Annotated in this window: 22 protein-coding genes and 3 tRNA genes; 10 read left to right on the top strand and 15 right to left on the bottom strand. The window is 75.2% G+C overall.

What is annotated here, in order from left to right; translation table 11 throughout:
* Positions 1–23 precede the first annotated feature (23 nt).
* The 5 genes from LG379_RS02325 (at position 24) to LG379_RS02305 (ending at position 4,511) form a co-directional block, all read left to right on the top strand.
* Positions 24–986: an ABC transporter ATP-binding protein gene (locus tag LG379_RS02325; protein WP_225752975.1), complete on the top strand. Its 963-nt coding sequence runs from the start codon at positions 24–26 to the stop codon at positions 984–986.
* Entirely contained in the window at positions 983–1,870 is an 888-nt protein-coding gene (locus LG379_RS02320) for an ABC transporter permease (protein WP_225752974.1), read from the top strand. Before LG379_RS02325 ends, LG379_RS02320 begins: the two co-directional genes overlap by 4 nt.
* Entirely contained in the window at positions 1,857–3,224 is a 1,368-nt protein-coding gene (locus LG379_RS02315; RefSeq protein ID WP_225752973.1) for a sensor histidine kinase, read from the top strand. The genes LG379_RS02320 and LG379_RS02315 overlap by 14 nt, the downstream gene beginning before the upstream one ends.
* Complete coding sequence (locus LG379_RS02310; RefSeq protein WP_225752972.1) at positions 3,221–3,847, top strand: response regulator transcription factor; 627 nt, start codon at positions 3,221–3,223, stop codon at positions 3,845–3,847. The genes LG379_RS02315 and LG379_RS02310 overlap by 4 nt, the downstream gene beginning before the upstream one ends.
* 82 nt (positions 3,848–3,929) lie before the next feature.
* Entirely contained in the window at positions 3,930–4,511 is a 582-nt protein-coding gene (locus LG379_RS02305) for a hypothetical protein (RefSeq protein WP_225752971.1), read from the top strand.
* Between the two features lie 69 nt (positions 4,512–4,580).
* Here the strand turns inward: LG379_RS02305 and LG379_RS02300 are convergent, their stop codons facing one another.
* Positions 4,581–4,967, bottom strand: coding sequence for a hypothetical protein (locus LG379_RS02300; protein WP_225752970.1), 387 nt, complete (start codon positions 4,965–4,967; stop codon positions 4,581–4,583).
* A gap of 13 nt (positions 4,968–4,980) precedes the next feature.
* On the bottom strand, positions 4,981–6,258 hold the full coding sequence (locus tag LG379_RS02295) for an aminoglycoside phosphotransferase family protein (RefSeq protein ID WP_225752969.1): 1,278 nt from the start codon (positions 6,256–6,258) through the stop codon (positions 4,981–4,983).
* Between the two features lie 150 nt (positions 6,259–6,408).
* On the opposite strand from LG379_RS02295, the gene LG379_RS02290 reads away from it, so the two are divergent.
* From LG379_RS02290 to LG379_RS02280, 3 genes are all read left to right on the top strand, one after another.
* Positions 6,409–7,431, top strand: a complete 1,023-nt coding sequence (locus LG379_RS02290; RefSeq protein ID WP_225752968.1) for an adenosine deaminase — start codon at positions 6,409–6,411, stop codon at positions 7,429–7,431.
* A 173-nt stretch (positions 7,432–7,604) separates the two neighbouring features.
* Positions 7,605–8,528 (top strand): hypothetical protein, encoded by a 924-nt coding sequence (locus LG379_RS02285; RefSeq protein WP_225752967.1) that lies wholly within the window; start codon positions 7,605–7,607, stop codon positions 8,526–8,528.
* Positions 8,525–8,950 (top strand): GntR family transcriptional regulator, encoded by a 426-nt coding sequence (locus LG379_RS02280; protein WP_225752966.1) that lies wholly within the window; start codon positions 8,525–8,527, stop codon positions 8,948–8,950. The genes LG379_RS02285 and LG379_RS02280 overlap by 4 nt, the downstream gene beginning before the upstream one ends.
* A 21-nt stretch (positions 8,951–8,971) precedes the next feature.
* Here the strand turns inward: LG379_RS02280 and LG379_RS02275 are convergent, their stop codons facing one another.
* From LG379_RS02275 to LG379_RS02265, 3 genes are all read right to left on the bottom strand, one after another.
* Positions 8,972–10,114, bottom strand: a complete 1,143-nt coding sequence (locus LG379_RS02275) for a UDP-N-acetylmuramate dehydrogenase (protein ID WP_225753337.1) — start codon at positions 10,112–10,114, stop codon at positions 8,972–8,974.
* A 176-nt stretch (positions 10,115–10,290) separates the two neighbouring features.
* Positions 10,291–11,553, bottom strand: a complete 1,263-nt coding sequence (locus LG379_RS02270; RefSeq protein ID WP_225752965.1) for an MFS transporter — start codon at positions 11,551–11,553, stop codon at positions 10,291–10,293.
* A complete protein-coding gene (locus LG379_RS02265) occupies positions 11,550–13,001 on the bottom strand; it encodes an MFS transporter (protein ID WP_225752964.1) in 1,452 nt (483 codons plus the stop codon). The genes LG379_RS02270 and LG379_RS02265 overlap by 4 nt, the downstream gene beginning before the upstream one ends.
* Before the next feature lie 207 nt (positions 13,002–13,208).
* Between LG379_RS02265 and LG379_RS02260 the strand changes: the two genes are divergently transcribed.
* On the top strand, positions 13,209–14,273 hold the full coding sequence (locus LG379_RS02260) for a LacI family DNA-binding transcriptional regulator (protein WP_225752963.1): 1,065 nt from the start codon (positions 13,209–13,211) through the stop codon (positions 14,271–14,273).
* Positions 14,274–14,287: 14 nt separating this feature from the next.
* On the opposite strand, the gene LG379_RS02255 is transcribed toward LG379_RS02260, so the two are convergent.
* The 8 genes from LG379_RS02255 to LG379_RS02220 form a co-directional block, all read right to left on the bottom strand.
* Positions 14,288–14,716: a MaoC family dehydratase gene (locus LG379_RS02255; protein ID WP_225752962.1), complete on the bottom strand. Its 429-nt coding sequence runs from the start codon at positions 14,714–14,716 to the stop codon at positions 14,288–14,290.
* A complete protein-coding gene (locus tag LG379_RS02250; protein ID WP_225752961.1) occupies positions 14,713–15,162 on the bottom strand; it encodes a MaoC family dehydratase N-terminal domain-containing protein in 450 nt (149 codons plus the stop codon). The genes LG379_RS02255 and LG379_RS02250 overlap by 4 nt, the downstream gene beginning before the upstream one ends.
* 34 nt (positions 15,163–15,196) lie before the next feature.
* Complete coding sequence (gene rpmG, locus LG379_RS02245; RefSeq protein WP_225752960.1) at positions 15,197–15,367, bottom strand: 50S ribosomal protein L33; 171 nt, start codon at positions 15,365–15,367, stop codon at positions 15,197–15,199.
* An 86-nt stretch (positions 15,368–15,453) separates the two neighbouring features.
* Positions 15,454–15,530: transfer RNA gene (locus LG379_RS02240), tRNA-Met, on the bottom strand.
* 72 nt (positions 15,531–15,602) lie between these two features.
* A tRNA-Thr gene (locus LG379_RS02235) sits at positions 15,603–15,675 on the bottom strand.
* Positions 15,676–15,836: 161 nt separating this feature from the next.
* Positions 15,837–16,604 (bottom strand): glucose 1-dehydrogenase, encoded by a 768-nt coding sequence (locus LG379_RS02230; protein WP_225752959.1) that lies wholly within the window; start codon positions 16,602–16,604, stop codon positions 15,837–15,839.
* Between the two features lie 151 nt (positions 16,605–16,755).
* On the bottom strand, positions 16,756–17,307 hold the full coding sequence (locus LG379_RS02225; RefSeq protein WP_225752958.1) for an NUDIX hydrolase: 552 nt from the start codon (positions 17,305–17,307) through the stop codon (positions 16,756–16,758).
* Between the two features lie 111 nt (positions 17,308–17,418).
* A tRNA-Tyr gene (locus LG379_RS02220) sits at positions 17,419–17,500 on the bottom strand.
* A gap of 116 nt (positions 17,501–17,616) precedes the next feature.
* Here LG379_RS02220 and LG379_RS02215 point away from each other — a divergent pair.
* A complete protein-coding gene (locus LG379_RS02215) occupies positions 17,617–18,108 on the top strand; it encodes a YajQ family cyclic di-GMP-binding protein (protein ID WP_225752957.1) in 492 nt (163 codons plus the stop codon).
* A 47-nt stretch (positions 18,109–18,155) separates the two neighbouring features.
* Here the strand turns inward: LG379_RS02215 and htpX are convergent, their stop codons facing one another.
* The gene (htpX, locus tag LG379_RS02210; protein WP_225752956.1) at positions 18,156–19,028 is read right to left on the bottom strand and encodes a zinc metalloprotease HtpX; all 873 of its coding nucleotides are present in this window, start codon (positions 19,026–19,028) and stop codon (positions 18,156–18,158) included.
* 161 nt (positions 19,029–19,189) lie between these two features.
* A complete protein-coding gene (locus LG379_RS02205) occupies positions 19,190–20,551 on the bottom strand; it encodes an FAD-dependent oxidoreductase (protein WP_225752955.1) in 1,362 nt (453 codons plus the stop codon).
* Positions 20,552–20,602 lie beyond the last annotated feature (51 nt).

Here is a 20,602-nt window from a genome sequence, read left to right as displayed (position 1 = left end):
GGTCGGCGCGCCAGGCTGGTGCCATGAGCGCAGCAGCCGTCCACGTCCGGGACCTGAGCAAACACTACGGCACCAAGCGCGCCGTCGACGGCCTGGACCTCACCGTGCACGCCGGCGAGATCTTCGCCGTCCTGGGACCGAACGGGGCGGGGAAGACGACCACCGTGGAGATCCTCGAGGGGCACCGCCGCCGGGACGGCGGCGAGGTGCTGGTCCTCGGCGAGGACCCCGGCACGGCCGGGCGGGCCTGGCGCAGCCGCATCGGTGTCGTCCTGCAGTCCAGCGACGACCACGCCGAGCTCACCGTGCGCGAGCTCGTCCACCACTTCGCCCGGTACTACCCGTCACCGCGCGACCCGGAGGAGGTGATCGCCGCCGTCGGGCTCACCGAGAAGGCCCGCACGCGCACGCGCCAGCTCTCCGGCGGCCAACGACGGCGCCTCGACGTCGCGCTGGGGATCGTCGGCCGGCCCGAGCTGCTCTTCCTCGACGAGCCCACCACGGGGTTCGACCCCGAGGCGCGGCTCGTGTTCTGGGACCTCATCGCGGGCCTGCGGGACGAGGGCACGACGATCCTGCTCACGACCCACTACCTCGACGAGGCCGAGCACCTCGCGGACCGGTGCGCCGTCGTCCGCGACGGCCGGGTGGTCGCACTCGACGTGCCGGCCCGGCTCGGGGACCGTGCGCAGCGCGACGCCGTCGTGCTGTGGTCGGAGGACGGCGTCCGCCGGGAGGAGCGCACCGCCGCGCCGACGGCGTTCGTGGCCGCCCTCGCCGGCAGGCTCGGGGCGGAGGTGCCGGACCTGGAGGTCCGCAGGCCCACCCTCGAGGAGGTCTACCTGGCGCTCATCGGCGAGAGCGGCGGTGTCCCCGTGGCGCTACCTCCCGACGCGGCCGACGACGGCGCCGCGTCCGGGACCGCCGGAGCACACCGGCAGCCCGTCGCCAACCCGTCCGCGCCCACCCTGGAGACGGCACGATGAGCACCTCGACGACGACGCCCGTCACCGGCCCGAGCAGCGCGCGCCCGGGCGCCTCCGCCCGCCGGAGCGGGCGGCTGCCCTCCACGCTCGCCCTCTCGCTCGCCCGCACCCGGACCGAGACCATCGGCTTCTTCCGCGAGCGCGACGCCGTGATCTTCATCTTCGCCTACCCGGTGATCATGCTGGCGATCTTCGCGACCGTCTTCGGCCAGGGCGGGGCGACCGTCGGGCCGGAGCCGGGGGTCCCGTTCGCGCAGTACTTCCTCCCCGGCATGGTCGCCACGGGCGTGCTGCTCTCCAGCTTCCAGAACCTCGCGATCTCGATCGCGGTCGAGCGCGACGAGGGCGGTCTCAAGCGGCTGCGGGGGACGCCGATGCCGCCGGCCGCGTACTTCCTGGGCAAGGTCGGGCTGGTGCTGGCCGTCAGCCTCGTGCAGGTGGCGCTTCTGCTGGTGGTCGCTGCCGGGATGTTCGGCATCGACCTGCCGTCCGACCCGGGCCGGTGGTGGACGTTCGCCTGGGTGTTCACCCTGGGCACCGCGGCGGGCGCGATCTGCGGCGTCGCCTTCTCGTCCCTGCCGCGCAGCGGGCGCTCGGCGTCGGCCGTCGTCACCCCGGTCGTCATCGTGCTGCAGTTCGTCTCCGGCGTGTTCTTCGCGTACGGCGACCTGCCGACGTGGATGCAGCAGGTCGCCTCGGTCTTCCCGCTCAAGTGGATGGCGCAGGGCATGCGCTCGGTGTTCCTGCCGGAGGAGGCTGTGGTCATGGAGCCGGCCGGCAGCTGGGAGCACGCGGGGATCGCCGCCGTCCTCACGGCGTACCTCGTGGTCGGCCTGGTCGTGGGGATCCGCACCTTCCGGTGGCGGCGGCGTGACGACGGCTGACGCCGCCGGGGCCGGGCCCGCCGGACGGGGCACGGCGGACCAGGCCGCGCCCGCGCCGGGGCCCGTCGTCCCGGACGAGCCCCGGTGGCGGTCCGAGCGCACCGAGTTCTGGAAGCGCACGCAGCGCGGGTGGGACCTGGCCTTCTACGCCCTCAGCGCGATCACCGCCGCCGCCCTGCTCACCCAGGAGCGGGCGACGACGACGGAGCTCGTGTGGGGGACCGCGACGGTCGTCGGGCTCGTCGCGGCGTACGTCGCGGTCGGGCGGCGGGCGGCCCGGACCGGGGACCGTGTCCTCGTCGCCGTCTACCTCACCGTCCTCGTCGTGGCCGCCCTCGTGCTCACGGTGACGAACGACGTCGGCAGCCTGCTCCTCTTCGTCGCCTACAGCCAGGTCTGGTACTTCGCCGAGTCCCGCCGGGCGGGCGTCGTCGTCTCCGTCGTCCTGACGATCGGGGTGTTCGGCGCGATCGCCCTGCGCGAGGGCATCACGGACGCCCGGGACATGGGCGTCCTGGCGACCCAGGGCGGCGTCTCGCTCGCCTTCGCGGTGCTGCTCGGCCTGTGGATCACCTACGTCGCGGAGCAGAGCGAGCAGCGCGCCCTCCTGCTCGAGCAGCTCGAGGAGGCGCAGGCGCAGCTCGCGCACGTCCACCACGCCGCCGGTGTCGTGGCCGAGCGCGAGCGCATGGCGCGGGAGATCCACGACACGCTCGCCCAGGGCTTCACGAGCGTGGTCATGCTGACCCAGACCGCCGTGGCCGACATCCGCCGGGACGACCCGGACGCCGCCGTCGCCCGGCTCGAGCTCGCCGAGCGCACCGCGCGGGACAACCTCGCGGAGGCGCGGGCGCTCGTGGCGGCGTTCTCCCCCGTCGCGCTCGACGGGGTCACCGTCGCCGGCGCGCTCGAGCGCCTCGCCCGCCGTTTCGAGGCCGAGACCGGCGTGACCGTCGAGGTGGTCCTGCCCGACGACGAGCTGCCGGTCAGCCGCGAGGCGGAGGTCGTGCTGCTCCGTGCGGCCCAGGAGGCGCTCACGAACGTGCGGCGCCACGCGCAGGCGGAGCGGGTCCGGCTGCGGCTCACCACGGTGCCCGACGACGGCGCCGCAGCTCGCCGCGAGCCCCCGGCCGGCACGGACGACGCCGCCGACGTCCGGCGGGGTGGAACGGTCGAGCTCGAGGTGGTCGACGACGGCCGCGGCATCGCGACAGGGGCGTCCGAGGGCTACGGCCTCAGCGGGATGCGCGCCCGGGTCTCCGCCGGCGGCGGCGAGGTGTCGGTCCGCAACCCCGCCGAGGGCGGCACCGCGGTCACCGTCCGCGTGCCGGGCGCGGTGCGGGGGGGCCCATGAGCATCCGGATCGTCGTCGTCGACGACCATCCCGTCGTGCGCGCCGGGATCGTCGGGCTGCTCGCGGGCGAGCCGGACCTCGTCGTCGTCGGCGAGGCGGCGGACGGGGAGCAGGCGGTGGCCCTGGCCGCGGAGGTCGGGCCCGACGTCGTGCTCATGGACCTCCGCATGCCGGTGCTGGACGGTGCCGGCGCGACGGAGCGCATCCTCCGGGCGCGGTCGGCCACGCGGGTGGTGGTGCTCACCACCTACGAGACGGACGCGGACATCCTGCGCGCGGTGGAGGCGGGTGCGAGCGGCTACCTGCTCAAGGACGCGCCCCGCGAGGAGCTCGTGGCCGCGGTCCGTGCCGCCGCCGACGGCGAGACCGTGCTCGCGCCGTCCGTCGCCCGCCGGCTCGTGCACCAGGTCAGGCACGCGTCGGAGCGGCTGACGCCCCGCGAGCTCGAGGTCCTTCGGGGTGTCGCGCGGGGCCGCACGAACGCGCAGATCGGCACCGACCTGTTCATCACCGAGGCGACGGTGAAGACGCACCTGCTGCGCGTCTTCGCGAAGCTGGGCGTCGACGACCGCACGCGGGCCGTCACGGTGGCCCTCGAGCGCGGGATCCTGCGGTCGCCGTGACGCCGGCACGCCGGGTGCGTACGGTCGACCTCCAGGTCAGGACTCTCATCCGCATCTCATCCCGCACCCCGATACTGGTGCGGTGCGCCGCTCGCACCTGACCGCGCTGGTCACCGCCCTGGGGGTCGTGGCCGGCGCCGCCCTGGGCGCGTACGGCGTCGTCGCGGCGCCTGCCGACCGGCCGCTCGGGGAGCCCGTCACCGTGACACCCCGGGACGACGCGACCGCGGAGCCCGACGCCGCGGCGCCGACCATCCCGAGCGCCGGGCCGACGCCGGGCCCGACGACGCCCGCACCGACCCCGACCGCGAGCCCGGGCGCGCCCGCGGTCGTCGAGCCGGCGCCGGCGGGTCCCCCGCCCGTCGACGACCACGGCGGCGACCGCGGCAGCGACGGCCCCGGCGATGACGAGCCCGACAACCGGGACGACCGTGACGACCGGGGCGGCGGGGGCGACGGTGCTCCGGTCGTCCTGGTCGGCGGAGCGGTCGTCGGACGACGGGGCCGGCGTCGGCTGCTGCGGGACGGGTCCGGCGGCGAACGCGGCGGCGGCGCCGACCCCGAGCGCCCCCAGGGCTCCGGTCACGACGGCGACGGTGCGAGTGTTCATGGTGGTCTCCTCTCGTGGGGACCGACCCGGCGGGGCCCGGTCCTGCTGTGCTGATGCCTCTACTCTCGTGAGCCCGGATGAGAGCACCCAGGGCCTGGGGATGAGAGGTCTCTCACGGGTCGGTCAGGACCCCGCCGAGGGCGCCGACGCCGCACTCGTCGCCGAGACGGGGCTCGCCGGGGAGACGGGCGTCGCCGGAGAGACCGGCGTGGGCGGGGACACCGGCGAGGGCGGGGAGACCGGCGTGGCCGGCGTCATGGGCGTCAGCACGCTCGTGGCCGTGACCGTCGTCGTGGCGGACGGCGTGGGCACCACCGCCGGCGTCGCGGCGGACGTCGTGCCGGGCGTGCTGGTGGCCGAGGGGCCCGAGGTGCTCGCGCCGCCGACGACGGGGTCGCCCACCGCCGTGCTGCCCGGCGGCGAGAAGGGTCCGGCGCCGAGCGCGGCGGTCGCGCCCAGCCCCAGGGCGCCCAGGGCGCCGGTGACGGCTGCGACGGTGCGCGTGTTCATCGTGTCCTCCAGATCATCGGGAGCTCTCGGCCTCGTCGACCCACTGCGCCGCTGCGGCGATGCGACCCTCGGCTTCCGCCTGCCAGCCGTCGCGGGACTCGCGACGGGCACCGGCCACGAGCGAGAGGACGACGGCCGCCGCCCGGGCACGGAGGGCGACGGCGTCGACGTCGCGCTCGAAGGCGGCCGTCCAGCGCGGCAGGGCGGCGGGGACGTGGCGGTGCACGTGCGGGGCGAGCGCGGGCAGGACGCTGAGGTGGCCCAGCAGGCACGCCAGGTCGTCCACGCGGTGGCCGGGGCCGGCGCCGTCGACGTCGAGGACACCGGTGATGCGGTCACCCGACAGCAGCAGGTTCGCGTCGTGCAGGTCCCCGTGGGTGGCCACGACCGGACCGGCGTCGGAGGTGCGCAGCAGCTCGGCGACGCGCCGGCTCACGGTCTCGATCTCGCGCGCGTGGCCCGGCACCGCGGTCGCCGCCGCGTCCGTGTGGTGGCGCAGCCGTTCGGACCAGGCCGCCCGGCGCGGCAGGTCGCGCAGCGCGGCCGGGAACCGGTCGAGCAGCGCGAGGACGTCGTGCGGGTCCACGCCCGCGGCGCCGTCGGCCGCGAGCGCGTCGGTGAGGGGGCGGCCGGGCACCATGCCCAGCCGCAGCACGCCGTCGCCGAGGTCCTGCGCCGGGGCGACCGGCAGCCCGGCCGCGAGGAGCAGGGCGTGCCGGCGCGTCAGGTCACCGGCCGTGTGCGGACGGACGACCTTGAGGTACGCCGTCGTCGTCCCGGTGGAGGCGCGCAGGACGGCCCGGCGCAGCGGGCGGTACGTGACGAGCTCGAGGAGCATCTGCGTGGGCTCGAGGCCCAGGGCCGCGGCGACGAGGGCGTGGTCGGAGGCCGTGGCCAGGCCCGGCAGCACCGGGTCCGCGGGGTGGCGCCACACGGTGACGTCCCGGTCGGCGATGCGCACGGTGGTGCTGCGCGCGGTGCCGGCGGGCACCGGTGCGGTCGTGCCCAGCAGGTACTCCTCCCCGCCGCGGACGGCGTCGCCCTCACCCTGCTCCCACCGCACCGTCCAGCCCACCGTCACGCCGACCCCGGGCCGGTGGTGGACCTGGTGCACGGCCCAGGTGCTGAGGCGGACACCCTCGGCGTCGAGGACCGCTCGCAGGACGTGCTCGGCGTCGGGGCCGGTGAGGAGCGCCTGGTCCGCGCGCTCGCGGCGGGCCGCCGAGACCCCGCCCGGCAGGCCGGGGCCGGTGCGGATCCCCCCCGGGACGGGCGCGACGGCGGTGAGCATGCGAGCCATGCAACCGCAGTGGGCGGTGCCGGCGGTGAGACTTCCATGAGAGATCTCTCATCTTCCGTCCGGCGTCCTGCTCCGCCGTCACGCGAGCGCGTGCGGCACGGCCCGGACGCCGTCGGGCCGGGCGCCTGGCAGACTCGCCGCGTGCGCGACCTGGCCCGGCTCCCCAAGGCGCACCTGCACCTGCACTTCACCGGTTCCATGCGCCCGGCGACGCTCACCGAGCTCGCGACGGCGCACGGGATGCGCCTCCCGGCGGCCCTCACGGATGGCGACCCGCTGCAGGCACCCCACGACGAGCGCGGCTGGTTCCGCTTCCAGCGGCTCTACGACGCGGCGCGCGCCTGCGTCCGCTCCGAGGCGGACATGCGGCGGATCGTCGCCGAGGCCGCCGCCGACGACGCCACGGAGGGCTCGGGCCGGCTGGAGATCCAGGTCGACCCCACGTCCTACGCGCCGTTCGTCGGTGGGATCACGCCGGCGCTCGAGCTGGTGCTGGACGAGGCGCGGGCGGCGTCGGTGCGCACGGGCGTCGAGGTCGCCGTCGTCGTCGCGGCCTCCCGCACGCGTCACCCGCTCGACGCGCGGACGCTCGCGCGCCTGGCCGCCCGGTACGCGGGTGACGGGGCGGGCGACGTCGTCGGGTTCGGGCTGAGCAACGACGAGCGGCGGGGCGACACGGAGGACTTCGCGCCGGCGTTCCGCATCGCCGCCGCCGCGGGTCTCGCGCTCGTGCCGCACGGCGGCGAGCTGCTCGGACCGGACCACGTGCGCGCCGTCGTCGACCACCTGCACCCGGACCGGCTGGGGCACGGGGTCAGGACGGCGGAGGACCCGCGCGTCCTGGCGGAGCTCGTGGAGCGGGGCGTCGCCTTCGAGGTCTGCCCGGCGTCGAACGTCTCCCTCGGGGTGTACGCCGAGCACGGGCACGTGCCGCTGCGCACGCTCGCCGACGCCGGCGCCACGGTCGCCCTCGGCGCGGACGACCCGCTGCTGTTCCGCTCGCGCCTGGTGGCGCAGTACGAGACGGCGCGCCGGGTGCACGGCTTCGACGACGCCGCGCTCGCGGGGCTGGCGCGCGGGTCGGTGCACGCGAGCCGGGCGACCGACGCGACGAAGCGACGTCTGCTCGCGGGCATCGACGCCTGGCTGGCGGACCCGGCCTGACGGGCGCTGCGCCTCCTCCTCGCGTGAGCCTCGGAGCAGGACAGCGGCTCCCTCCGTCACCGCATCGGAGCAGCCCTCTTGACGCCGTCCGCTCCGTGCGTCAATGTATCGATGTATTGATTCATTGACGCGGGCGTCCGCCCACCGTCCTCCTCGTCCGTGCAGGAGTCAGCGTGAGCGCCTCCCTTCTCGTCCTCCTCCCGATCCTCGCGCTCGGCGTCCTCGCCGTCGTCGTCACCGCCGTGGTCCTCCTGGTCACGGCGGACCGCACTCCGGACCCGTCGCGGGCCGCCGCCGGCGCGCGACGGCACGCGGCCGTCGTCAGCGCGCTGGCCTGGGTCGCCCTGCTCCTGGGCCTGCTCGTGGGGCCGTCGCTCGCTGCGGCCGTCGACGGCGTGCAGCAGGGCGTCGCGCTCGGCCTGGTGCCTGGGCTCGCGGGCGTCCTCTTCGTCGCGGTGCACCTCGTCGGTGAGCTGACCTGGCCGCGCCCGACCGGCACCGTCCGGCGCGCCGACCTCGCGCGACGAGGTGTGGGGGACGTCGCTCCGCGGCACCTCCGACGGGTCCTGTGGGCGTGGGCGGCCACCGTCGCGGTCGTCGGCGTGGCCGGGGGCGTCGCCGCGACGGGCGGACGGCAGGTCTCCCGCGTCGTCGACGACGGCGCCATGTCCGCCGGCCCGTTCCCCGGCTGGTTCTACGGGCTGCCGCTCCTGGTGGCCTGCGTCGTCGTGCTCGCCGCGACGGAGGGCGTGCTGCGCGTCGTCGCGAGCCGCTCCGCGGTCGTGGACGCGCAGCCGCGCTGGGACGTGGCACTGCGCCGTCTCTCGGCCCACCGCGTGCTCCGCGGAGCGCAGCTCGTCGTCGGACTGACGGCGGCGGGGATGCTCCTCTTCGCCGGCACGGCGCTGCGCAGCGTGGGCACGGCCGTCGTCGGGGACAGCGGCACGAGCCTCGGCCACATGGCGGCCGGCACCGCTGCGGTCGTGCTGGCCGTCGTCGTCGGGCTGACCGCGGTGGTCGTCGCCGCCCTGCCCGCGGTGCCCGCCGGGCAGCTCGCGACGCCGGCGGAGCCGCGGACCGCACCCCTCCCGCCATGAGCCTGCAGATCGAGGTCGACCTCACCTCGAGCGTCCCGCCGTACGAGCAGGTCCGCCTGCAGGTCGGTGCGCACGTCGCCGCCGGTCGGCTGCGCTCCGGGGACCGCCTGCCGACGATCCGGGCCCTGGCGGCGGACCTCGGCGTCGCGGCGGGCACCGTCGCCCGGGCCTACCGCGAGCTCGAGTCGGCGGGGGTCGTCACGACGCGGCGGCGGACCGGGACGGTCGTGGCGGCGGGTACCGCGGACGTCGCCCGCGAGGTCCGGGACGCGGCGGACCGGCTCGTGGGCGTCGCGCGGGCCGCCGGCCTCACGGACGAGGAGACGCTCGCCGTCGTGCGGGGCGTGCTCCTGGACCGGCCGGGGGCGCGCGACCCGTCCGAGCCCAGCGCCTCGGCCGGGGCCGGCCGCGTCCGCTCCTGACACCCTCGTCCGGTCGCCGGCTCAGAGCGTCGCGCCGACGACGACCGGTTCCGGCTCGAGCTCGACGCCGAACCGCTCCCGCACCCCGTCGCGCACCGTGCGGGCGAGCGCGAGCAGCTCCGTCGTCGTGCCGCCGCCGCGGTGCGTCAGCGCGAGGCTGTGCTTCGTGGACAGGCCCACGGTGCCCGGCAGCCCGAAGCCCTTGCCGAAGCCGGCGTGCTCGATGAGCCACGCGGCGCTCGTCTTGACCAGGGACTCGTCGATGGCGCCGAGGCTGGGCCCGGTGGTGCCCTGCGGCGTCGAGGAGCGCACCGGGTACCGGGGGGCGTCCGCCGGCAGGCCGTCGGCCACCCCGACCGGCACGACGGGGTTCGTGAAGAACGACCCGGCGCTCCAGGTGTCGGGGTCGGCGGCGTCGAGCACCATCCCCTTGCCGCCGCGCAGCTCCAGCACGGCGGAGCGCACGTCCGCCAGCGGGGCACGCTGCCCCACCTCGACACCGAGACGACGCGCGAGCTCGGCGTAGGCGACGGGCGCGGACAGCGTGCCGAGACGCAGCTGGAAGCCCACCTCGAGCACCACCCATCGGGGCGTCGGCGCCCAGCGCGACCACGCGCCGTCGTCGTCGCGCAGGGAGCGCTTGAGCACCGAGGTGCGGTAGCCGAACCCCAGGTCCGGCAGCGCCAGCGTGCGGATGCGGCCGAGCTCACGGTCCCACGTCCGCACGAGCGACACGACGCCCGACACCTCCTGGCCGTAGGCGCCGACGTTCTGCACGGGCGTCGCACCGGTCGAGCCCGGGATGCCCGCGAGCGCCTCGACGCCGACCCAGCCCTCCGCGACGGCGCGGTCGACGACGTCCACCCACGGCGTGCCGGCCGGCACGGTGATGCTCGCGCCCCCGCACGCGCCGGCGTCCTCCACCTCGATGTCGCTGCGCACGTCCCGCACGACGAGCCCCGGGAACCCGTCGTCCGGGACCACGACGTTCGAGCCGCCGCCGAGGACGAGGACGGGCTCACCGGCCGCGTCCGCCTCGCGCACGGCCGCGACGAGCTCCTCCGCCGACGACGCCTCGACGTAGCGGGCGGCCCGGCCACCGAGCCGCAGCGTCGTGAGGTCCGCCAGCCGGGGGCCCGTGCCGGGCCCAGCGCCGCCGCCCACCGGGCCGGCCTCCGTGACGACGCTCTCCGTCAGGGTGGACGCGGTGGCTGCGGTGGGGCGGGGAGTGGTCACCACCCCAGCGTAGGCACGCCGACGACGACGCGCCGCGACCGGTCGGTCCGGCGCCACGGCGCCCGGTCCGTCCGGCGCCACGGTGCGCCGTCCGCCGGGACCGGTCAGGCGCGCCGCTCCCCCAGGCCCGGCTCGACGCCCGGGCCGGCGAACGTGTCGGTGGCGGCCGGCGTCGCCGTCGGCAGGGGTGCGGCGGCCTTCATGACCAGGAGGCCGACGAGGATCGGGATCGTGATCGCCAGCAGCGACTGCCGGTACCCGACGTACTCGGCCAGAAGCCCCAGCAGCGGCGGACCGGCGAGGAACGCGGCGTACCCGACGGTCGACACCACGGCGACGCGCGCGGCCGCGTGGCGGGGGTCGTCCGAGGCGGCGCTCATCCCGACGGGGAAGCCGAGCGCCGCGCCCAGCCCCCACGCCACCACGCCCACGAGCGCGACCGCGAGGTTGTCGACCAGCCCGAAGACCAGCAGGCCGGCGAGCGCGAGCCCGGCCGAGAGCCGCAGCACGGGCACCCGGCCCCAGCGGTCCAGCAGCACGGTGCCGAGCAGCCGCATCCCGGTCATCGCGGTGACGAAGACCGCGAAGCCGAGGGCACCCACCGCGTCCGACGTCCCGAAGCCGTCGACGACGGCGAGGCTCACCCAGTCGTTGGCGGCACCCTCGGTGAGGGCGGCGGCGAGCACCACGAGGCCGATGAGCAGCGTGCGCGGCTCGGTCCACGCCGCGAACGGGCTGCGGCGCGGTGCGGCGCCGTCGGCGCCCGCGTCGTGCTGCTCGTCGTGGGTGCCGGCGGGCAGGAACGCGCGCACGGCCCACAGGACGGCGGCGAGGCTGACGGCCAGCACGACGCCCAGGTGCACGAGCACCGGCAGGCCGAGCCAGGCCGCGACGGCACCCAGTCCCGCTCCCGCCATGGTGCCGAAGGAGAAGCCCGCGTGGAACCGCGGCATGATCGCGCGCCCGAGCCGCTGCTCGACCGCGGCGCCCTCGATGTTCATCGCGGCGTCCCACACCCCGGTGCCCACGCCGAAGAGCACGAGACCGATCCCCGCGAGCCACAGCGAGCCGAGCTGGACGGCGGTCGCGGCGACGAGGAGGCCGGCGACGTTCAGCACGGCGAAGGACGCGACGGTCCGCGGAGCACCGAGACGCTGCACGACCATCCCGGACAGGGGCAGCGCGACGAGCGAGCCGATGGCCCCCACGAGCAGGAGGAGGCCCAGCTGGTTGGGTCGCAGCTCCAGCGCGTCGCGGACGGCGGGCAGCCGCGACGCCCAGCTCGCGAAGTGGAACCCGTTGAGCACGAAGACGACGACGACGGCGACGGTCGCGGCGCGCAAGGGGGTCGACACACGCTCGGTCATCGGCACAGCTCCGGTTCGCGGGAGGAGGGACGGCGGGGGTCGTGCTGGTCGTGGCCGTCGACGACGGCGGTGGCGGTCGCGGCACCGGCGGGCCGTCCGCTCGGCGCGCCCGCGACCGCCGGGACCAGTCGGCGTGCGGGCACGTCGGCGTCCGCCGTCGCTGCGTCGTCGCCGCTCAGCGACGGTACCGCCGTCGCGGCGGTCGAGGGGGTGCGCACGGTGGAGGCGAGGACGACGCTCAGCGCGAGCCCGATGGCGACGAGCAGCAGCGCCCGACGCGCCCCGATCGCCTCGGCGACGGCACCGAGCAGCGGCGGCGCGACAATCGAGGACACCGACGCGAACGCGGAGACGACCGCGACCCGGCCCGCCGCGCGCAGCGGCTCGTGGGACACCGCGGCCATGCCGATGGGCACGACGAGTCCGGCACCCAGACCCCAGCCGACGACGCCCAGGACAGCCAGCGGCAGCGTGGGCGCGAGGCCGAAGAGCAGCAGGCCGACGAAGGCGACGCTGCCCGAGGCGGCCAGCACGGTGACGTGACCGAAGCGCGCGATCGCCCAGGTGCCGGTGAACCGGGCCACGGCCATCGACCCGGTGAACACGCCGAAGACGATGGCGGCCATCGCCTCGGTCTGCCGGAACCCGTCGACGACGGCGATCGCGAGCCAGTTGTTGGCCGAGCCCTCCGACAGCGCCGCCGTCATGACGATGACGCCGACGAGGAGGGTGCGGCGCTCGCGCCAGGCGCCGAGCGCCGCGCGCATGCCGCGCCGGGGAGCCGGGGCGCCGTCGACGCGAGCCGGGTCAGCGGCGGCCGGCAGCACGGCGGCGGGGATGGCGGCGAGGCGCCAGACGAGGGAGAGCGCCGCCATCGCGCCGAACTGCACGAGCAGCGGCAGCTGCACCCACGCGGCGCCGGCGCCGAGCAGGGAGCCGCTCAGGGCACCCACCGAGAAGGCGGCGTGGAACTGCGGCACGACGGTGCGCCCCATGGCGCGTTCGATGACGACCGTCTCGACGTTCATGGGGACGTTGCCGAGCGCGAAGGACGCCGACATGACGAAGACGCCGACGACGAGCACCGGGACGCTGCCGAGCGTCGGCCCGAGGCCCATGAGGAACGTGGCGCCGGAGAACAGCACCGCGGCGGCCGTGAGCGTCCGCCGGCTGCCGAACCGCGTGACGACGCCACCGGCGACGAGCACCGTGACGAGCGACCCGAGGGCGCCGAGGAGCAGCACGAGACCCAGCTCGGACTCGCTGAGCCCCAGCGCGGAGCGGACCGACGGCAGGCGGCTCAGCCAGCTCGAGACGGTCATGCCGAGGAGGAGGTACAGCCCGATGAGGTGACGGCGCGCGCTGAGCGCGGCCGCCGGTGCGGCGGTCACGGGCGTGGGGTCGGTGCGGTTCGGGCGGGCGGGCCGGATGGCGCCGGGGCGGGGCATGGATCCTCGGTCTCGGTCGTGGCGGGGTGCCGCACCCGCCTCGTCCCGGACAGCGCGACGCCCACCGGGCGGCCGGCGGCGGCCGTTCCTGGCGGGCGGGGGGCGCGTCCTCGGGACGGAGGACGGTCGAAACGATTCGATGCAGCCCTTCGAGTGTGCCGCTACGCTGGCGGCTCGTCAACCGTGAACGGCCGAGGGACAGGTGAGATGGCGCACAGCCGACCCACCCTGGCCGACGTCGCGTCGACCGCAGGCGTGTCGGTCTCCACCGCGTCCCTGGCCTTCTCCGGCTCGGGACCCATCGCGGAGGAGACCCGCGCGCGGGTGCTCGCGGCAGCCGAGACGCTCGGCTACAGCGGGCCCAACCCGCTGGGCCGGTCCCTGCGCAGCGGCCGGTCCGGGATCGCCGCGGTGATCGTCGGCGACCAGCTGCGTCGCAGCTTCCGGGACCCCGTCGCGATCCAGGTCCTCGACGGCCTGACCGGCGCCCTGGGCCAGCTCGGGCTCGGCGTCCTGCTCATCCCGGCGATGCCGGACCCCGAACGACCGACCGCCGTCGACCCGCTCGTGGAGAGCGCGGCCATGGACGCGGCCGTCCTCATCTGGGGCTTCCGGACCGACGACCCGGTGCTCGCTGTCCTCCGCCGCCGCGGCGTCCCCGTCGTCGTGGGTGAGGGCCCGTCGACGACGACGGCGCCCGTGGTCGCGATCGACGACCACGGCGGCAGCGCGGCGCTCGGCCGCCACCTGCTGGAGCTCGGTCACGAGCGGGTCGCCGTCGTCAGCCTCCCCTTCGACGGCGTCCGGCGCTGCGGACCGGTGGACGCCGCCCGTCGTGCGCAGCTCGACTGGGCCCCGACCCGACACCGGCTCGAGGGCCTGGAGTCGACCGGCCTGCGGCCCACCGTGATCATGGAAGCGGAGGCCTCCCTCGTCGAGGCCGGGCGGGAGGCGGGCCTGCGGGTGCTCGAGCGGCCGGACCGGCCCACCGCGGTCGTCGCGCAGTCGGACCTGCTCGCCGCCGGCGTGCTCATCGCGGCGCGGGAGCTGGGTCTGCGCGTGCCCCAGGACGTCTCCGTCGCCGGGTTCGACGGGCTCGAGCTGCCCTGGCTCGCCCCGGACGTGCTCACCACCGTGGCGCAGCCCCTGCAGGCGAAGGGCGAGGCGATGGGTCACATGGTCGGCCGGCTGCTGGCCGGGGAGTCGCCCGAGAACGTCGTCTTCGACGTCGAGCTCCGCCTCGGCACGACCACGGCGCCGCCCGCCGGCTGAGTCGTCGCCGACCGCTACAGCCGGACGGTCGCCTGCGCCTTGCCCAGGACGCGGGCGCCCTGGCACGTCACGGTGAGGTCGATCCGCACGGTGCGCGCGTCGGCGTCGACCGCGCCGACGACGCCCTCCACCTCGACCACCGCGGCACCGGGATCCGGGACGGGGACGGGACGGGTGAAGCGCGTGCCGTACTCGACGACGGCGCCCGGGTCGCCCGCCCAGTCCGCCACGAGGTTCACGGCGGTCCCCATGGTGAACATGCCGTGCGCGATGACGCCGGGCAGCCCGACCTCGGTCGCGAACCGCTCGTTCCAGTGGATCGGGTTGAGGTCACCGCTGGCGCCCGCGTAGCGGACGAGGGTGCGCCGGTCGACGTCGACCGCGCGCGTGCCGATCGACTGACCGACCACCAGGGAGGCGAGGTCGGGGCGGGTGCCGCTCATGCGCCCTCTCCCCGGACGGCGAGCGTCGACACGACGGTGGCGACCGCGGCGCCGTCGGCGTCCGCGATCTCGCAGCGCGTCGTGACCATGGCCAGGCCGGCGCGCTCGGTGATCGAGTCGACGTGGAGGGTGGTGACCAGCTCGTCACCGGCGTGGATGGGCCGGTGGTGGACGAAGCGCTCGTCGGCGTGGACCACGCGGGAGAAGTCGATCCCCGCCTCCGGGTCCTGGACGAGCTGCGCCTCCGCCGCCTGGGCGACGACCACCGCGTAGGTCGGCGGCGCGACGACGTCGGGGTGCCCGAGAGCCCGCGCGGCGTCGACGTCGTGGTGCGCCGGGTGGTCGGCGAGCACCGCGGTCGCGAAGGCGCGGACGTGCTCCCGCCCGACCTGGTACGGCGCGGTCGGGGCATAGGAACGACCCGCGAAGGCGGTGTTCACGGCCATGCGCGGGTCGTCCTGAGCTCGGTGAGCCGCTGGGTCAGCGGGTCTCGCGGTGCAGCGTGTGACGGCCGTCCCGCGGGCAGAACTTCTTCATCTCCAGGCGGTCCGGGTCGTTGCGCCGGTTCTTCTTGGTGATGTAGTTCCGCTCCTTGCACTCGGTGCACGCGAGCGTGATCTTCGGACGGACGTCCTGGGACTTGCTGGCCACGGTCTTGCCACCTCTCGCGCCGGCTGCTGCGGCGCCTCGGTCGTTGTGCGCGGGCCGATGATCGGCACGCGACGCTTCCACGGGAGTGGTAGCGGGGGCGGGGATCGAACCCGCGACCTCACGATTATGAGTCGTGCGCTCTGACCTACTGAGCTACCCCGCCGCATCCGGTTACTGCATCGGAGCACGGGGCCGCCTGACGGCACAACCGTCGGACGGCCCCGGGCACCAACAGAGCCCCGAAAGGGAATCGAACCCTTGACCTTCTCCTTACCATGGAGACGCTCTGCCGACTGAGCTATCGGGGCAGCGCGTGCCAGGGTACACGCGCCCGGGGGGTGCAGCGAAATCCCGCCCACGTCCGCGCGACCCATCGGGGAAGGTCCGTGGCGCCAGGTGCCACCGACCTTCCCCGATCCGCCCCGGGGCTCCGGTGCGGTCGGTGTCAGGTCGCCGGGGGCAGTGCCTCTCAGCCTGCCGGGGGCAGGGTGCCGAGGACCATGCCGCCGTCGACGGCGAGCTCCGCGCCGGTGACGAACGAGGCGTCGTCGCTCGCGAGGTAGGCGACCGCCGCCGCGATCTCCTCCGGCTCGCCGATGCGGGGCAGCGCGTAGACGGCGAACGCCGAGTCCTCCGCGCCCGCGGCCATGGGCGTCCGCACGCCCCCGGGGTGGATCGAGTTGACCCGGATCCGGTCGCGGCCGAGGTCCAGGGCCGCCGACTTCGTCAGCCCGCGCAGCCCCCACTTGCTCGACGAGTACGCCCCGAGCGACGCCATGCCCACGAGGCCGGCCGCCGAGGAGATGTTGACGATCGAGCCGCCGCCCTGCTCGCGCATCGTGGGCACGACGGCCTGGATGCCGAGGAACGGTCCGACGAGGTTGACGTCGAGGACGCGCCGCAGGTCCGACTCGGCCGCCACGTCCACGGAGCCGTAGGCGAGGATGCCGGCGTTGTTGACGAGGACCGTCACGGGTCCGTACGCCTCCCCCGCCGCCGAGACGGCCTGCGCCCAGGCCTGCGCGGAGGTGACGTCGAGCGTCACGAACAGGACGTCGGGACCGATGTCGAGCGCCAGCTCCTTGCCCTCCGCCTCGAGGACGTCGCCGATGACGACCTTGGCGCCCTCCGCGACCAGACGGCGCGCCATCGCTGCCCCCATGCCGCGCGCCCCACCGGTGACGATGGCGACCTTGCCCTCGAGCCTGCGCTCCAGCGTGCTGCCGACCTGTCCCATCGAGCACCTCCTCCCCGGCGCCGTCGCCGGTCCCGGGCCGCGGCGTCGTCGTCGGGCGGGTGCCCGACCGCGCGGCCGCTCGTGCCTCCACGCTCGACGACGGGGACGCCCCGGGACAGGTCCGAACGTCCTCCGCGCCGACGGGGGCCGCTCAGCGCACGCGACCCAGGGCGAGGGCGGCGTACAGGAGCGCCGCGACCGACTCGCCGTCCGTGATCGTGCCGTCCCGGACGAGGTCCAGCACGTCGCCCCACGGGACGCGCCGGACCGTCGCGATGCCCTCCTCGGCGCGGGCGTCGTCGTCGGCCGCCGCGGAACGGCGCACACCCCGGGCCAGGAAGACGTGCTCCGGGGCGTGGCAGATCCCGTTGAGGGCCATCATGCTGCCGACCTGCTGCCAGCTGTCCGCCTCGAGGCCGGTCTCCTCCAGCAGCTCCCGCTGGGCCGCGTGCAGGAGGTCCTCACCGTCCGAGCCCCCGGCCGGCACCTCCAGCGAGAGCGACCCGGTCGTGTACCGCGGGACCTCGACGAGCACGACCTCGTCGTCGTCGGTCATGGGGACGACGAAGACCGAGGGCTGCCGGACCTGGAGGACCCCGTAGATCCCGTTCCCGCCGTCGGGTCGGCGGACGGCGTCCTCCCGGACGACCACCCACGGGTTCTCGTAGACGACGGTGGTGCTGCGGGTCTGCCACGGCTGCATGCGCGAAGCCTGCCAGCGACGATGCCGCGCCACGCCGGCGACACCTCGGCCGGGAAGGGCCCGGACGCACGAGACCCCGCCCGGTCGTCCGGGCGGGGTCTCGTGACGGCGTGGCAGGTGAGGGATTCGAACCCCCGTAGCATGACGCGGCTGATTTACAGTCAGCTCCCTTTGGCCGCTCGGGCAACCTGCCGTACGCCTCCGGCCCCGAGCGCCTCCCGTGAGGGGGCGCGCTCGATCGGACCGGCCGCGGATGGAAGGATAGCAAGTCCTGCAGGCCGGTCCGCACACGCAGCAGAGGGAGCACCCATGGCATCGGAGTCGTCGTTCGACGTGGTCAGCAAGGTCGACCGCCAGGAGGTCGACAACGCGCTCAACCAGGCCGCGAAGGAGATCTCGCAGCGCTACGACTTCAAGAACGTCGGCGCCTCCATCGCCTGGAGCGGCGAGAAGATCGTCATGACCGCCAACTCCGAGGAGCGGGTCAAGGCCGTCCTGGACGTCTTCGAGACCAAGCTCGTCAAGCGGGGGATCTCGCTGAAGTCGCTCGACTCGGGCGACCCCAAGCCGTCCGGCAAGGAGTACCGACTCGAGGCCGCGGTCAAGGAGGGCATCGCGACCGACGAGGCGAAGAAGATCACCAAGCTCATCCGCGACGAGGGGCCCAAGGGCGTGAAGGCGCAGATCCAGGGCGAGGAGCTGCGCGTCTCCGCCAAGAGCAGGGACGACCTCCAGGCCGTCATCGCGATGCTCAAGCAGGCCGACCTCGACGTGGCGCTGCAGTTCGTCAACTACCGCTGACGGCCCCGCTCGAGCGGGCGTCCCATCACCAGCGCGGCCACGGTCCGTCAGAACCGGGTGATGCCGCCCTGCTCGTCGGCCATCGCGGTGAGACGGCGGATCCGGTCCGCCATCGGCGGGTGGGTCGCGAACATCGTGGCCATCCCACCCCCGCGGAACGGGTTGGCGATCATGAGGTGGCTGACGTCGACGAGGTCCCGGTTCGCGGGCAGCGGGGCGCGCTGCGTGCCCCGCTTGAGCTTCGCGAGCGCTGAGGCGAGGGCGAGCGGGTCGCCGGTGAGACGAGCCCCGTCCTCGTCGGCGTCGTACTCGCGCGTCCGGCTGATGGCGAGCTGGATGAGCATCGCCGCGAAGGGGGCCAGGAGGGCCATGGCGAGCACGGCGATCGGGTTGCCGCCCCGGTCCCGGTCCCCGCCGAAGAACATGAGGAGCTGGGCGACCGAGGTGATGATGCCCGCGAGCGCCGCGGCGACCGACGAGGTGAGGATGTCGCGGTTGTACACGTGCATGAGCTCGTGGCCGAGGACTCCCCGCAGCTCACGCTCGTCGAGGAGCCGGAGGATCCCCTCGGTGCAGCACACCGCGGCGTTCTTGGGGTTGCGTCCCGTCGCGAACGCGTTCGGGGCCATGGTCGGCGAGACGTACAGGCGCGGCATCGGCTGACGCGCGGCGACCGACAGCTCCCGGACGATCCGGTACATCCCCGGCTGCTCGAGCTCGCTGACCGGCCGCGCCCGCATCGCGCGGATCGCGATCCTGTCGGAGTTCCAGTAGCCGTAGGCCGTGCCGAGCAGCCCGATCCCGGCGAACAGCCAGATCCAGCGTCCGTCGCCGACGAGGCCCCCGAGCAGCAGCACCACGACCCACAGCACACCGAAGAGGCCCGCCGTCTTCAGACCGTTGACGTGACGCCGACCCACGCCTGCCTCCTCCTCGCGCCGTCCGCACGCGGGACCGGTCCCCGTCCGGGTGCCGGCGCACCACGGCGGGCAGGGTCACGCACGCCCACCAGGCACAACGCCGGACGCCGCGCCCCCGTTCCCGGTGGCAGGGCGTCGACGGCGGGGGGACCCGTCGGGTGTCAGGCCTCGCCGCGGATGACGGCGAGCATCTCCTCGCGCGGCACGACCTTGACACGCTGGCGACCGTGCGGCTTGCCGAGCTCCTGCTCGTACGCGTCCAGCAGCATCCAGCCCGACCACTCGACGTGCCCGACGCCCTTGCCGGCGAGGAACGCGGTGACCGCGCCCGGGTCGCGCTCGGGAGCCCGCTCGAGCATGTCGACGTCGGAGACCAGGTGCTTCACCGTCTCCGTGGCGTCGGACTTGGTGTGGCCGATGAGGCCGACCGGGCCGCGCTTGATCCAGCCGGTCGTGTAGACGCCGGGGACCGGCTCGCCGTCGGCCTGCACGACGCGCCCCTCGCGGTTCGCGATGACGCCGGCGGCCTCGTCGAACGGGATGCCCGGCAGCGGCGTCCCGAAGTAGCCCACCGCGCGGTAGACGGCCTGGACCGGCCAGTCGTGCATCTCCCCCGTCCCGGCGACCGTGCCGTCGCCGGTGAGGATGGTGCGCTCGGTCCGCAGCCCCGTCACCCGGCCGTCGCCCAGGACCTCGACGGGCCGGTGGAGGAAGTGCAGGTGGATGCGCCGGCTCGCCGTGAGCTCCTCCGGCTCCCGCAGGGTCCAGTCGGTCAGGGTCTTGACGACCTGCTTGGTCTGGTTCGAGGAGTGGATCTGGGCCATCGAGCCCTCGTCGAACTCGAAGTCCTCGGGGTAGACGACGACGTCGACGTCCGGCACGTGACCCAGCTCGCGCAGCTCGAGCGGGCTGAACTTCACCTGCGCGGGGCCGCGCCGCGCGAAGACATGCACGTCGGTGACCGGGTTGGCGAGGAGCCCCTGGTAGACGTTGTCCGGGACCTCGGTCGCCAGCAGGTCCTGCGGGTGCTTGGCGAGGATCCGCGCCACGTCGAGCGCGACGTTGCCCGCCCCGACGACGGCGATCTGCTCCGCCTCCAGCGGCCAGGTGCGGGGGACGTCGGGGTGCCCGTCGTACCAGGAGACGAAGTCCGCGGCGCCGTACGAGCCGGGCATCTCGATGCCGGGGATGCGCAGGTGGGCGTCCTTGATGGCACCGGTGGAGAAGATCACGGCGTCGTAGAAGCGGCGCAGGTCGTCCAGGTCGACGTCGGTGCCGTAGTCGACGTTGCTGAGCAGCCGGATGTCGCCGCGCTCGAGGATCTTGTGCAGCGCCACGATGATCTGCTTGATCCGCGGGTGGTCCGGGGCGACGCCGTACCGGACGAGGCCGAAGGGCGCGGGGAGGCGCTCGAAGAGGTCGATGGAGACCTCCAGGCCCGACTTGGAGAGGATGTCCGAGGCGTAGATGCCCGCGGGGCCCGCACCGACGACCGCGACGCGCAGGGCGCTGCTGCTGCTCACGTGAGAAGGAGCCTTCCGGGAGGGGGAGCGCGAGACCCGTGGCCCGCGCGG

Origin of the sequence: Actinotalea sp. Marseille-Q4924 (assembly GCF_916618755.1) — a bacterium.
Taxonomy (GTDB): Bacteria; Actinomycetota; Actinomycetes; order Actinomycetales; family Cellulomonadaceae; genus Actinotalea.
This window is presented reverse-complemented; position numbering and strand designations above follow the sequence as displayed.